At 47.0% G+C, this 13,415-nt stretch carries 10 protein-coding genes; 4 read left to right on the top strand and 6 right to left on the bottom strand.

Annotated features, from left to right (window positions below):
- The first annotated feature begins 178 nt into the window (after positions 1-178).
- Entirely contained in the window at positions 179-1,558 is a 1,380-nt protein-coding gene (gene radA / locus HGP28_RS07240; protein WP_168835801.1) for a DNA repair protein RadA, read from the top strand.
- 96 nt (positions 1,559-1,654) lie between these two features.
- On the opposite strand, the gene HGP28_RS07235 is transcribed toward radA, so the two are convergent.
- A complete protein-coding gene (locus HGP28_RS07235) occupies positions 1,655-3,184 on the bottom strand; it encodes a hypothetical protein (RefSeq protein ID WP_168835800.1) in 1,530 nt (509 codons plus the stop codon).
- 326 nt (positions 3,185-3,510) lie between these two features.
- Here HGP28_RS07235 and fusA point away from each other — a divergent pair, with 326 nt between their 5' ends.
- Positions 3,511-5,598: an elongation factor G gene (gene fusA, locus HGP28_RS07230; protein WP_168835799.1), complete on the top strand. Its 2,088-nt coding sequence runs from the start codon at positions 3,511-3,513 to the stop codon at positions 5,596-5,598.
- 357 nt (positions 5,599-5,955) lie between these two features.
- Here fusA and HGP28_RS07225 read toward each other — a convergent pair whose 3' ends face one another.
- Positions 5,956-6,876: a LysR substrate-binding domain-containing protein gene (locus HGP28_RS07225; RefSeq protein ID WP_211091920.1), complete on the bottom strand. Its 921-nt coding sequence runs from the start codon at positions 6,874-6,876 to the stop codon at positions 5,956-5,958.
- Positions 6,877-6,979: 103 nt separating this feature from the next.
- On the opposite strand from HGP28_RS07225, the gene HGP28_RS07220 reads away from it, so the two are divergent.
- Positions 6,980-7,183, top strand: coding sequence for a DUF1127 domain-containing protein (locus HGP28_RS07220; protein WP_168835797.1), 204 nt, complete (start codon positions 6,980-6,982; stop codon positions 7,181-7,183).
- Between the two features lie 3 nt (positions 7,184-7,186).
- Here HGP28_RS07220 and HGP28_RS07215 read toward each other — a convergent pair whose 3' ends face one another.
- Together HGP28_RS07215 and chrA are read right to left on the bottom strand one after the other, a co-directional pair.
- Positions 7,187-8,866 (bottom strand): AMP-binding protein, encoded by a 1,680-nt coding sequence (locus tag HGP28_RS07215; RefSeq protein ID WP_168835796.1) that lies wholly within the window; start codon positions 8,864-8,866, stop codon positions 7,187-7,189.
- Positions 8,867-9,244: 378 nt separating this feature from the next.
- The gene (chrA, locus tag HGP28_RS07210; protein WP_168835989.1) at positions 9,245-10,390 is read right to left on the bottom strand and encodes a chromate efflux transporter; all 1,146 of its coding nucleotides are present in this window, start codon (positions 10,388-10,390) and stop codon (positions 9,245-9,247) included.
- 185 nt (positions 10,391-10,575) lie between these two features.
- Between chrA and HGP28_RS07205 the strand changes: the two genes are divergently transcribed.
- Positions 10,576-11,496: a LysR family transcriptional regulator gene (locus HGP28_RS07205; RefSeq protein ID WP_168835795.1), complete on the top strand. Its 921-nt coding sequence runs from the start codon at positions 10,576-10,578 to the stop codon at positions 11,494-11,496.
- A gap of 108 nt (positions 11,497-11,604) precedes the next feature.
- Here HGP28_RS07205 and HGP28_RS07200 read toward each other — a convergent pair whose 3' ends face one another.
- Positions 11,605-12,984: a family 31 carbohydrate-binding protein gene (locus tag HGP28_RS07200; protein WP_168835794.1), complete on the bottom strand. Its 1,380-nt coding sequence runs from the start codon at positions 12,982-12,984 to the stop codon at positions 11,605-11,607.
- A 210-nt stretch (positions 12,985-13,194) separates the two neighbouring features.
- Positions 13,195-13,415 (bottom strand): hypothetical protein (locus tag HGP28_RS19115; RefSeq protein ID WP_211091919.1); only part of this gene is annotated, 221 nt, incomplete at its 5' end.

Raw genomic sequence — 13,415 nt, 5'->3', positions numbered from 1 at the left:
CAGAAAGTTTAGCAGCTTGAATTGCAATTGCGCTGAATTGGAAGCGCACACTTCATTTAATTTAAGAGTGCGATGCCAGTCTCACTTGGTACGGCGTCACTGCGTGACGATATTAAGTTGTGTGGCTAATGCCATCAATAACAGGCTGATTTATTAAATATTAAGGCTAAGAGGCTCTATGTCAAAAGCAAAACGCGCTTATGTCTGTAATGACTGTGGTGCAGACTTTCCCCGTTGGCAAGGCCAATGTAATGCTTGTGGGAGCTGGAATACGATAAGCGAAGTGCGCCTTGCCGCATCTCCTGCCGCCGCGCGCAACGAGCGTCTTTCCGGATATGCAGGAAATGCAGCGGAAAGTAAAGTTCAAACGCTGGCCGAGATTGATCTGCAAGAAGTGCCGCGTTTTACCAGCGGGTTTAAAGAGCTGGATCGTGTGCTAGGCGGTGGAATAGTGCCAGGCGCTGCAATTTTGATCGGCGGTAGTCCTGGGGCGGGCAAATCGACTTTGCTGCTTCAGACCATGTGTTACCTGTCAGCCCAGATGCCAACGCTTTATGTGACGGGGGAAGAGTCTTTGCAGCAGGTGGCGATGCGAGCATCAAGACTCGGTTTACCTAAGCAGCACTTGAAAATGCTCTCGGAAACCAACGTGGATAAAATTTGCCAAATTGCTGAAAAAGAGCAGCCACGCATTATGGTGATTGACTCGATTCAGGTGATGCACGTATCAGATGTACAATCCTCGCCCGGCAGTGTCGCGCAAGTCAGAGAGTCTGCCACTGCGCTGACACGGTATGCGAAACAAAATAATGTGGCGGTCTTTATTGTCGGTCATGTGACCAAAGACGGCACGCTGGCTGGCCCGAAAGTGCTCGAACATATTATCGATTGCTCGGTATTGCTCGATGGTGGCAGTGACAGCCGTTTTCGCACGCTACGCAGCCATAAGAACCGCTTTGGCGCCGTCAACGAGTTGGGCGTTTTTGCCATGACAGGGCAAGGGTTACGCGAGGTCTCCAATCCGTCGGCCATCTTTTTGTCTCGTGGCGAGGAAGAAACCTCGGGAAGTTCGGTTATGGTGGTGTGGGAAGGAACGAGACCACTGCTGGTTGAAATTCAAGCGCTGGTGGATTATTCGCAGTTGGCTAACCCGCGCCGGGTCGCCGTGGGGCTCGAGCAAAATCGATTGTCGCTGCTGCTTGCGGTGCTTCATAAACACGGCGGTTTGCAAATGGCCGACCAAGATGTGTTTGTCAACGTGGTCGGCGGTGTCAAAGTGACAGAAACCAGTGCCGATTTGGCTTTGGTGATGGCGTTATTGTCGAGTTTCCGTGATAGGCCATTACCTAAAGATGTGGTGGTGTTTGGTGAAGTGGGTCTGGCGGGTGAAATTCGCCCTGTGCCGAGTGGACAAGAGCGGTTGAATGAAGCGTTTAAACACGGCTTTAAGCGCGCGATTGTGCCTGCGGCAAATATGCCCAAAGGGGGCATTGAAGGTATGCAAATTCACGGGGTTAAGAAGTTGTCTGAAGCGATTGAGGCGTTTGATGAACTTTAACTGAGAGTGCTTTAGCTTATATACCGAAGTAACCGCATAAAAAAGCGCGACAACGAATCGCGCTTTTTTGATGTGATACTCAAATAAGGTAAAGCTCTACGGAGGCGTTGGTACGAATTTCAATCCTTGAATTTCAATACCATCGGTACCATTTGGCGCGTTTGGCAGATCGGTCGTTTTATCGATGAACACCAGTTTTGTCATTCGGCAGCCTTTATAGTCTTCGGCGTTGAAATCATAACTGATGTATTCATTGGTCAGTAAGAAATTGTCTTCTGTTCCGTTGACGTCCGTGGAGTCACGCGTTAGCAAAATCCAGCCATCGTTGTCATTGTTAGGATCAAGACATTTGATTTTGGCTTTCACTTTACCGCGCTCGGGGTAAGAATTGATATCTTGGTTGACGCCGTTGGTGAACTCGTTAAAGACAATCGATTTCCCCCCCACTGGGCAGTTAAGTTTTACCGTCGTTTTCCCCTCTAATCCAACAGAGTAAAAGGTTCCCAGCGAGCCATTACCGTCGATGCGGGTTTGCGATGCCATATTAATCGGCTGGTAACGTTGAGGGTTGCCTGGCGTATGGATTCCCGGCTTATTAATAATGTAGCGTACGCTATTGGGCGAGTTGGGGTCGACATTATTAAAGTCACAAGCAAAGTTCAAATCGTCATTTTTGCCGTGCATGCACTTTTTAAAGTTCTTCGAACCATATTGGTAAAACATGCTGCACATTTGGAATGGGCCTTGAGGCACGGAAATTTTGGATGACGCAACCTTATCTATAATGACGCCATAGGAGTCTGGATCATCGGTGCCTCGCATGATAATTCGCGTAAAATAATGCTGCGCGACGAAGGTGATGGTCGCTTTGTAGTAGCCGTTATAGGTGGTGGTATTAACATCAAAAGGCAGCGTGATTCGGCCCCCTTCAAACGTATCATCCTCTATTGGTGTCGGAATGCCATCCAGCACAACCGACTCAAAGCTTTTCGCCTGCACTTTAACAATTAACGCATCATTGTCATCAAAATGGTGGGGCGCACCAAGGCGTTTGTTATAGTGGATATCAAAAGAGTACGTCGCGCCCGGAATGGTTGGAATAAAGGTACGGACTCGAATACTCGAAGGGTTGTTTGAACGATCTAACGGGTATGGCTGCCCATTGATGACAATGCTATCACCACAATCGTATCGGTCACTGTCAAGCTCGGCGGCATAACCAGAGGTAAAAGCCCAGTCATAAATTGAATCTTTACCAACTTCTAATTTGGCTTTGCATGGACTATCCGGGGCGTTGAATGCTTGCCGAATGCCACGGATCCCAATCGTATTTTTAAGTGGCGCAAAGTTATCGCCTAACAGTGTCTTTAACGTTTTTCGCGTCCAGCGAACGTCAAACTCTATGTCGCCAGATTGAGTATAATTGGGTTTATCGACCGCTTTAACGCCGCGGGTTTGAAAATCAAACGGAATGGGATCAATCAGCCCCCAGCTGGGTCGGTCAAATTGATTGTCATAACCGGAGAAATCTTGGCTATAACTTGGGTTGGGTAACTGCGCATGGGCAGCAAACCCTATACCTATAGATGTAGCAAGCGATGCTAAGATGATAGTCTTACCGTTCATTGTGACGCTCCTGTGCAGAGGCATTATTATTCAGCAGCGCTGTCTCGCGCTTTGAAACTGAATTTAATGGTTCCAGAACTGTGATCTTAGGAGGAGAGAGGAAGGGGGATGAGCTAAGTTGAGCTCAGTCTAAATTCTGAATGAAATGTCTTCTTATTGAGATTGCTTAGGTTTCATTTTTGAGAATGCAACTAAGTGGCGAACCGCAAAATCCTTGATTTTCTCTGGGGTAATTTTTTTTTCACCAACCGCACGCAAGGGTATCAGTCTTGACAGATTGTGTTATACTCTGCGCGCACTTTATACCTTATTAACAGAGTATGACAATGACTGATTTATCAAAATACAGAAACATTGGTATTTTTGCTCACGTAGATGCGGGTAAAACTACCTCTACCGAGCGTATCCTTAAGCTAACTGGTAAAATCCACAAAATCGGCGACACTCACGACGGTTCAACAACTACCGACTTCATGGAGCAGGAAGCTGAGCGTGGTATCACAATCCAGTCAGCAGCAACTACCTGTTTCTGGAACGACCATCGCCTAAACATCATCGACACCCCTGGACACGTTGACTTCACTATCGAAGTATACCGTTCTCTTAAAGTACTAGACGGTGGTATCGGTGTATTCTGTGGTTCTGGTGGTGTTGAGCCTCAGTCAGAAACTAACTGGCGCTACGCTGACGAATCTCACGTATCTCGTATTATCTTCGTTAACAAACTAGACCGTATGGGTGCTGACTTCTTCAAAGTTGTTGACCAAGTACAAAACGTTCTAGCGGCAAAACCACTGGTTATGACGCTACCTATCGGTATCGAAGATGACTTCTGCGGTGTGGTTGACGTACTAAGCCAAAAAGCGTACATCTGGGATGACTCTGGTCTTCCAGAAAACTACACAGTTCAAGACATTCCTGCTGATCTAGTTGATCAAGCGGCTGAATACCGTGAAATGCTAATCGAAACTGCCGTTGAGCAAGACGATGACCTAATGATGGCTTACATGGATGGCGAAGAGCCTTCTCTAGAAGACATCAAGCGTTGTATCCGTAAAGGTACACGTGACCTAGCATTCTTCCCAACTTACTGTGGTTCAGCGTACAAGAACAAAGGTATCCAACTTATTCTTGACGCAGTAGTTGACTACCTACCTTCTCCAACAGAAGTAGATCCTCAACCACTGACTAACCCAGAAACTGGTGAGCCAACTGGCGAAGTTGCAACTGTATCTGCTGATGAGCCACTAAAAGCGCTTGCGTTCAAGATCATGGACGACCGCTTTGGTGCACTAACCTTCATCCGTATCTACGCTGGTAAGATGAAGAAGGGTGACACTATCCTTAACTCAGCTACTGGTAAAACTGAGCGTATCGGCCGTATGGTTGAGATGCACGCGAACGAGCGTAACGAGATCGATTCAGCACAAGCTGGTGACATCATCGCAGTTGTTGGTATGAAGAACGTGAAGACAGGTCACACTTTATGTGATCCTAAGCACGAAGTGACTCTTGAGCCAATGATCTTCCCAGAGCCAGTAATCTCTATCGCTGTTAAGCCTAAAGATAAGAACGGTTCTGAGAAAATGGGTATCGCGATCGGTAAAATGGTTGCAGAAGATCCATCATTCCAAGTTGAAACTGACGAAGATTCAGGCGAAACCATCCTTAAAGGTATGGGCGAACTTCACCTAGACATCAAAGTGGACATCCTAAAACGTACTTACGGCGTTGAGCTAGAAGTAGGTGCTCCACAAGTAGCTTACCGTGAAACTATCACTCAACCAGTTGAAGATAGCTACACGCATAAGAAACAGTCTGGTGGTTCAGGTCAGTTCGGTAAGATCGACTACCGTATCAAACCAGGTGAAGTGGGTTCAGGCTTTACGTTCAAGTCTACCGTTGTTGGTGGTAACGTTCCTAAGGAATTCTGGCCAGCAGTAGAGAAAGGTTTTGCAAGCATGATGGACCACGGTGTTCTAGCTGGCTTCCCAACTCTAGACGTTGAAGTTGAACTGTTCGACGGTGGCTTCCACGCAGTTGACTCATCTGCAATTGCATTTGAAATCGCAGCGAAAGGCGCATTCCGTCAATCTATGCCTAAAGCAGGCGCACAGCTTCTTGAGCCTATCATGAAAGTTGACGTGTTCACGCCAGACGATCACGTTGGTGACGTTATCGGTGACTTGAACCGTCGTCGTGGTATGATCAAAGATCAACAAGCAGGCACAACTGGCGTACGTATCAAGGGTGATGTACCTCTATCAGAAATGTTTGGTTACATCGGTACTCTACGTACTATGACTTCTGGCCGTGGTCAGTTCTCTATGGAGTTCTCACACTACTCGCCATGTCCGATGAACGTTGCTGAGCAAGTTATCGCTGAAGTTAAAGCACGTGACGCGAAGAAGTAATTCTTAGCTTACTCGCTTAATAAAAGCCCGAAACCAATATGGTTTCGGGCTTTTTGTTTTTTATTGATGGCCTATACCCAAGTGACTGCAAGATGCAGGATTCAGAGCCTGCTCACTGGGCTGAGGGCAAGGCAAACAACGCTGTGAAATAGCCAGTCTATTTTCAAGTTGTTTAACGCAGCCATCGGTCCAGTGATTGGCTCCCGAAGGGCGAGCAGCCTTGGCTCATCAGCTTTGTTGACGATTTTCGATTGAGAACCACTCAATCCTCAAATCCTCGCCTCACTGACAAACCAAGTCATTCACGCTGAACCATGCATCTTGAGGTTACTTGGGTATATTTATTTCTGCGCTTGATTAGTATTTCGCATCGACCACATTAAAATCCCATGGTGCTTGTGTCTCAAACTCAGTGACTTGCGCACTGATCCAATCACAAAATTGTTCCACCTTAGGACGACGGAAATAGCCCGTTGGCGCGCAAAGGTAATATTGGTAAATCGGTTTAATACCCAGATCGCCAATTCGAACCAATTTACCCTCTTGCAAATAACGCCATGCCAAACTGTGCTTGACGAGCGCGACGCCTTGAACTGCCAGAGCCCCTTCCAAGACAAACTGGGAGCCACTATAACGCAGTGTTGCTTTAGGCATTTGGCCAATGGTTTCAAGCCAGATACGCCAGTCGATATCGGGCCAACTGTCCTCAATCAACTCTGCACGGGGCAAGTCACTCAGCTGATAAATGCCATGCTGCTTCTGATAGAGCGGATGGCAAACGGGATAAAGCACCTCATTCATTAAATAATGCGACTGAACATTTGCATAATCGCCGCAGCCGTAGCGAACGCAGAGATCTATCGTGGATTGTTGGAAATTAATCAAACTGTTGGTTGGCTCAATTAACAGCTCAAGCTCAGGATAACGTTGGCGATAATTTCCGAGCCTCGGCACCAACCAGTGCTGAGCAAACGACGGTTGTGTAGAGAGCGAAAATTGATTGGGGTGGGGATCTTGATTGATTTGACGAACGCCGTTTTGCAATAAGGTAAAGCCTTGAGCCACTTCTCTTGCGAGCAGTTCACCCTCACTGGTGAGTGTATTTTTACGATGTTGGCGAATAAAAAGTCGCACCCCAAGCGTCTCTTCGAGTTGGCGAATTTGCTGGCTAATCGCGGCGGGGGTCACAAACAGCTCTTGGGCTGCTTGTTTGAAGCTACCACGCGCGGCAGCTAAATGAAAATAGTAAAGTCCTTGTAGCGGAGGCAGCTTATCCATCACATTAGTTTTCCTTAACTGAGTGAGGTTGAGTATTGTTTGTCATATTGCTGAAACTATTGAAATATGTCCAGTACATCACCGACATCAATAGGAGCTAACTATGACTACATTAACCGCTTTTACTGTTCGCTCATTAGCTACAAAAGAACGTTGGATAAAGGTGTTGAAATATCGGTGGGTTTTATACCGCCGTAATGCTCGCACTCGGCGTCAACTGCACGAGCTACCCCCTCACTTGTTACGGGATGTTGGCATTGAGCCGCACCAAGTGAGAGACGAAGTGCGGCGATCATTTTGGGATTAATCGTTATTCCCAAACCACAAGCTGGCCTTTTGGCCAGCTTGCGCCTTGGTCATGATACTGCTTTTCTAGTAAGTGGCGCTTAATCTTAAGCGTTGGCGTAAGAATGCCATTCTCAATACTCCATGGCGATTTTATCATCAAAACCCCTTTAATCTGCTCATGGGACTCCAATTCACTGTTAAGGCGTTCTACCACACGTTTCGCGCTGCGCTCGTAGCGCTCTCGATCAAAGTTGGGAAATTGATGGGGCACAATCAGTAAAATCGGAGCAGGCAACCCAAGACCGATCAGACAGAGCATTTCAACACGCAAGTATTCGACTAGGCGTTTTTCGATGGGAACTGGCGCAACAAACTTTCCTTTTGCGGTTTTAAAGGTATCTTTTTTGCGCCCTTGAATGGTTAAGTACCCGTCGCTGTCAATCGCACCTATGTCGCCGGTGTGCAGCCAGCCTTCCGGATTAAAACTCTCCGCGCTCGCTTCGCTGTTTTTATAGTAGCCTGAAAATACCCCTTTACTGCGGACCAAAATTTCATCGTCTTCCGCAATTTTCAGTTCTACGCCAGGTCCCGCTCGGCCAACACTGCCGATTTTGTCCGCGCGAAATGGGTAGTTGAGCGTGCTATAAGCAAAGGACTCTGTCATTCCCCACGCCTCTGTGATATTCAACCCGACACTGTAATACCAATCAAGCAGTGCAGGAGAGACCGGAGCCGATCCGCAACCGAGTACGCGAGCTTTATCAAGCCCAAGGCCATCGGCCAGTTTCTTTTTGATAAGGCCACTGACCAATGGAATTTTCAGTAGCAAGGATAAGCGTTTTTGCGGCAGTTTATCTTGAATACGCTGCTGAAATAGCGTCCATAGTCTTGGCACCGAAATAAACAGGGTTGGCCTTTGCATTTTGACATCATCAATGAAGGTATCGAGGGCTTCTGGAAACGCAGTTTCGAGCCCGCCGGTGATGGATGAGCCAAAAATGTAAACTCGCTCAGTAATATGGGCCAGTGGCAGGTAAGAAAACAGTCGGTCGTCTGCTTGGATTTCGATGCAATCGATCAATTGTTGCACTGACCAACTGTAGGCGCCATAGGTTAGCATGGCGCCTTTAGGCTCACCGGAGGTCCCTGAAGTGTATACTAATGACATCAATTTATCGTCATGATGCTCTGGGCGCAGCGTGCTAGGTTCGAACTGCGCAATTAGGTCACGGTATTGATGCTGGCACGAGGGGGCGCTGGCGTAGGGTAAGCTGATGCTAATGAGCGCAGGGTATTGGCTGAGTACCTTTTCTGTTGCGCTGACATCATCGAGTTTGCCCGCGATGAGTGCTTTGCTGTCGCTGTGGGTTAGGCAAAAATCAATCGTGTCGCTGCCTGCAGTTGGGAAAATCGGCACACTGACAAAATCGCCGAGCATCATTGCCAGATCGCAAATAAACCATTCCGCGCAGTTTTTTGAAATGAGCGCCACTTTATCGCCACGCTGGACCCCAAGACTTTGCAATGCGCTGACCAGACGCAAGGCTTGACCGGCAACATCGGCAAAGGTGAATTCAACGAATTGACGGTTGATGATCTGTTTCAAGTAAACGTCGTTGGGCCGCTCATCGGCCCATTTCAAGATCAATTCATTTGGTGGGGGTAAGGTGCAGCGCGCGCTATTTTCGCCATTATCAGCCATGATATCACTCCATGAAGTGCCGACTTTCGATAGAAAAAGTCCAGTTTGTGGGTTGGGCTTGTCTTGCTGAGAGCTAAGGAAAAAGTTCTGATAATCTTATGGTTTGTTAAAAACATGTTAATCGTAGCATGTTTGAGTTTTTATGCGACAGGGATGAGGTGCGAAATTGCGACTTGAGCGGCGATATATTGATATACCCAAACAACTTGGAGATGCAGGTTGGCGGCAAACGAACAAAGCCTCTGAGCACTTCGTGAACATAGATGAACTATGTGATGAGGTTTGTAAGAGTCAGCCTTTATCTTGTTGACAAAAAGCCCTGCAATTTGAAAAAGGGCGGGGATAGGAAAACCCCGCCCGTTAGTCAATGAAGTTAAATTAATAAACGAAGCCTAATACAATGCCGACCAACATAAACAGTAAAACCATCCAAACGATCGGCAATTTCCACTGCTTTAATAAATAGAGTCCAACCAACACGGCAGCGAGATCGTAGGGCGCTGTCACTGCACTGGTAAACACAGGTTGATACAGCGCGGAAATAAGTAAGCCGACAACCGCGGCATTAACGCCATTAACCGCTCCTGAAATTGCTGGCTTTTGGGCAAGGGATTGCCAGTTCTTTAGCACCCCAAGCAAAAGCAAAAAACCGGGAAGAAAGACCGCAATAGTGGCAACAATTGCGCCGAACACCGGGCTTTGCGGCATGAGTTCCCACCCTAAAAAGGTAGCAAAGGTAAACATTGGACCGGGTACGGCTTGAGCCGCAGCGTAACCGGTTAAAAACGTGTCTTGAGAGAGTTCACCCCCAATAAGATTTTGTAGCAATGGAAGAACGACGTGTCCACCACCGAAGACTAAACTTCCTGCTTGGTAGAAATGATCAAACAGTGCCAAACTTGGTGCCAGTGAGGCAACGAAAGGAAGCCCAAATAGCAGTATCGCAAACAGTGCTAATGGCCAAATAGACGGTTTGAACGGCGCTGATGCGGTGAGATTATCTTGGCGTAAATATTTCACTCCCACTAGGGCGGCGACGATCAGCACCACAATTTGTGTGGTCACACTGTGCAGCATTAAGAGGGCGCATGCCGTCGCGACGCAGAGTCCAACCGCAAGGCGGGTTTTACAAAAATTGCGATACATACCCAAGGTGGCATCAGCCACCACGACCACGGCGAGTAATTTTAGTCCATGGACCACTTGCTGAAATAGCGAGTTATCCATGATGGTGCTACTGACGTAAGCCAAAACCATCATGAGTAAAATGGACGGTAATGTGAATCCAAGAAAGGCCATGCAGCCGCCGAGCAAACCACCTCGCGTGTAACCTAGCGCAAAGCCTACTTGGCTAGAGCCGGGGCCGGGCAGAAATTGGCTCAGAGCCACAATTTGTCCGTACTCCTCGTCCGTTAACCAGCCTAGCTTTTCAACAAATGTGTGGCGAAAATAGCCAATGTGCGCTGCAGGACCACCAAAACTGACCCATCCTAGGGCAAAAAAGGTTTTAAATATCGAGAACATCATTTTCTCACTTTTTATGGAATCAATGAAATGACGACATTAAAGAATCACGCCTATTCGGTATGTGCTTCGCGTCGTTTGTAACCAGAATACGCACAATTGGTTAATGACTCAAATTGATACTTTGGATAGTATGTATGAATGAAATAGGTTCGTAGCGCAAGCCAATCAGTGAAGGTGTGACAATGGCACAGGGTATCAACTGGAGATCGGTCGATCTTAATTTATTAGTCGCGTTTCACGCACTGTATCAGCATCGCAGCGTCAGTCTGGCTGCAGAGCAAAATTGCGTGAGTCAATCGGCGATGAGTCACAGTTTGGCGAGATTACGTACCCTATTTGGCGATCCCTTGTTTGAGCGTCAAGGGTATGTGATGGTACCAAGCGATTATGCTCAGCATATTGCGCCGACGATTGAGCAATTACTGGTGACGGTGAGTGATAAGTTGCTTCATAGAGAAGCGTTTAGCTCAGACAGTTACCAAGGCGTTGTTCGAATGGGTTTAAGCGATTACGCCGAGTTTATTTTTGCGCCGACGTTGTATGATGCGCTGCGCCAGCAAGCGCCGCAAGCCCAAATCAGTTTTATTCATGTTAATCACGCTAATTATCAAAAGCTTATTGAGCAAGAAAAATTGGATCTGGTGATAGGAAGTATACCGAACCCACCTGCGCAATTTGAATCGCTGACTCTGTATCAAGAACAACATGTTTGTCTTTTCGATCCAAAGCGAGTAGCGGTGGATGAAATCACCGACGTGGCGCGATTTGCCAAGGTAGAGCAAGCTTTGGTCAGTGCTGATGGTAATTTAGTGACTGGCGTCGACTCACTTTTGGCCAACTTAGGGCTGACTCGTCGTGTTACCGTTGCTTCGCGGCATTTTCTAACAGTGCGCCGTTTGATAGGTCAACGACGCTTAGTCGCCATCGTGCCACGCTTAATGGCGATGGCTCCGGTGTTTGCCGATAATCTTGCGTCAATTACACCACCTATCCCCGTGGCTGATTTCGAGATTGGATTGTTATGGCATCGTTCACGAACAAATGAAGAAAAAAACCGCTGGTTACGAGAGCTTGTTCAGCGCATCGTCAACACAGCGGTGTGAGATTTATACTAGCGATTACTGACCGCAACTGGTCTCGCTAAAGGTGATGCGTTTGCCGCCTACCTGCATCTTCAAGTTGCTTGGGTATAAATGTGTCAAAATAAGAAATTAATTGGCAGCGCAGCTCTTATTTTCAAAGGTGATGGTTTTATCGATAATTTGTTGCCCTTGATTATCTTCAACCTTAAACGTAATGCCATACTCTTGGCCCAACGTCGCACTAAATTGCTTAGTAAATTCCCCATTTTCGCGCACGCCAGGCAAACAATAATCGCTCAAGCAGACATAATTCCAATTGGCACTCCAACCTTTGTCTTTGTGGAATACTTCAATCGTATTATCAGAAATATAGCGATAGCTAAATTCTTCATCGCATGGCGTTGGATTCGGTGGTGTCACAGGTGGGTTTGTTGGTGGGTTAGTGGGCGGATCGGTTGGATCGCCACTGGCATCATAACCAAGTTGAGCAAATAATTGTTCGGAATGATTGATGTATTTCGTTTTTGCTAGCTCATTTTGCCAGTTCGCTTTGATTTGTGGCTGAACTTGAACTCGGCTATCACCCCAATAACCCTCATTGTAAGGTGCGGCCCAGCGCCACTGACTGTCCCAGTCGGCGTTAATATAAGTAAAGCCTTTTACAATATCTTGGTTGTCCGTCATAAATTGGAAATACGGCGCGAACCACTCATTCCATATTTGCTGTTGTGATTTATTGACGCGATTGGTGCCTTTGGCGGGATCGGCAGAATAGGTTAAATCTGAGGTTTGATAACGCTGGGGAGTCGATTCATTAATAAACACCGGTTTGTTGTGCGTACGTGCCCATTGCGCCGCTTCATTGACGCGATCCCAATTACAATCTTGTGGGGCAAAATAGGAGAGGCCAACCCAATCCACGACATCAGCGCCAGGCCACCACTGTGATAACTGACCGCCAGGAGTGGGGCAGTAAGACGCGACTTGCCAAATCAGTGAAATGGCATCAGCGTGACCTAAATCGAGAATACGTTGATGAACATAGCGAAAACTGCGTTTGAGATCCTCAGGGTTGTGCCCATTCCACGGACCATCAACCTCATAAGCCCAACGTAAGTAAACAGGGCGATCTAACTGACCCAAGGTGTTGAGTAGTGTGTCGATATTGGCGTTATAAGTGCCATTGGCCACCGCCGCTATTTGTCCGTTCATTGATACGCCGACAATCAACGCACTTGTTGGGTATTGATTTGCAAGGGCGACAACATTGTTACGACCCGCTCCCGCGTCTGCGTCTGAGTTCAGACCATCTAACGAGACGATGCCTACGTAGTTCGTGACCCCTGCGGGTGTGACGCCCATAGCGGAGGCATAATCGTTCACCGAATCCACATCTTGACCGACGGAGGTTAAAATGCCCTGATTGGGTACAAGTTTACCATTGAGTGCGAACGACGGTGCAGAGCAAGCCGCGAGTGCAATAAGCAGTGAAACGTGTCTAACTTTCATCAATTGTCCCTCTTGAGTAAATGAGTCTTTACCTTAGTCGAGCGACAATGAACAAAATGTGATATCAGAAGGGTGAAATCCTCAAATCCAGTGAGCTATTTCACGGTTGTTTTTTTTCGTAAATCTCATATGAAATAAGATCAAATTTATCAATTAGTCGGTAAATTGATTATTTTAATAAATTAAAATCTATTTTCTATTTTCTATTTTCTATTTTCTATTTATACCTATACCTATACCTATACCTATACCTATACCTATACCTATACCTATACCTATACCTATACCTATACCTATACCTATACCTATACCTATACCACTTGAAGATGCAGCTAGGCGGAAAACGAGCAAAGCCTCTGATGTAGTTGCCCCCACTAAAACGGACAGTTTAACTCGCCACTTTAAGAGCTCGGTACTCTCTCGGTGACATC

The sequence above is a fragment of the Vibrio agarilyticus genome, assembly GCF_012641465.1.
In the GTDB taxonomy this organism is placed as follows: domain Bacteria; phylum Pseudomonadota; class Gammaproteobacteria; order Enterobacterales; family Vibrionaceae; genus Vibrio; species Vibrio agarilyticus.
The sequence above is the reverse complement of the archived record's forward strand: the minus strand, read 5'-3'. Positions and strand labels throughout refer to the sequence as shown.

Bases quoted from the DNA above. Each gene is read 5' to 3' on its own strand.
- radA (WP_168835801.1), top strand. From the start codon at position 179: ATGTCAAAAGCAAAACGCGCTTATGTCTGTAATGACTGTGGTGCAGAC.
- HGP28_RS07235 (WP_168835800.1), bottom strand. From the start codon at position 3,184: ATGAACGGTAAGACTATCATCTTAGCATCGCTTGCTACATCTATAGGT.
- fusA (WP_168835799.1), top strand. From the start codon at position 3,511: ATGACTGATTTATCAAAATACAGAAACATTGGTATTTTTGCTCACGTA.
- HGP28_RS07225 (WP_211091920.1), bottom strand. From the start codon at position 6,876: ATGGATAAGCTGCCTCCGCTACAAGGACTTTACTATTTTCATTTAGCT.
- HGP28_RS07220 (WP_168835797.1), top strand. From the start codon at position 6,980: ATGACTACATTAACCGCTTTTACTGTTCGCTCATTAGCTACAAAAGAA.
- HGP28_RS07215 (WP_168835796.1), bottom strand. From the start codon at position 8,866: ATGGCTGATAATGGCGAAAATAGCGCGCGCTGCACCTTACCCCCACCA.
- chrA (WP_168835989.1), bottom strand. From the start codon at position 10,390: ATGTTCTCGATATTTAAAACCTTTTTTGCCCTAGGATGGGTCAGTTTT.
- HGP28_RS07205 (WP_168835795.1), top strand. From the start codon at position 10,576: ATGGCACAGGGTATCAACTGGAGATCGGTCGATCTTAATTTATTAGTC.
- HGP28_RS07200 (WP_168835794.1), bottom strand. From the start codon at position 12,984: ATGAAAGTTAGACACGTTTCACTGCTTATTGCACTCGCGGCTTGCTCT.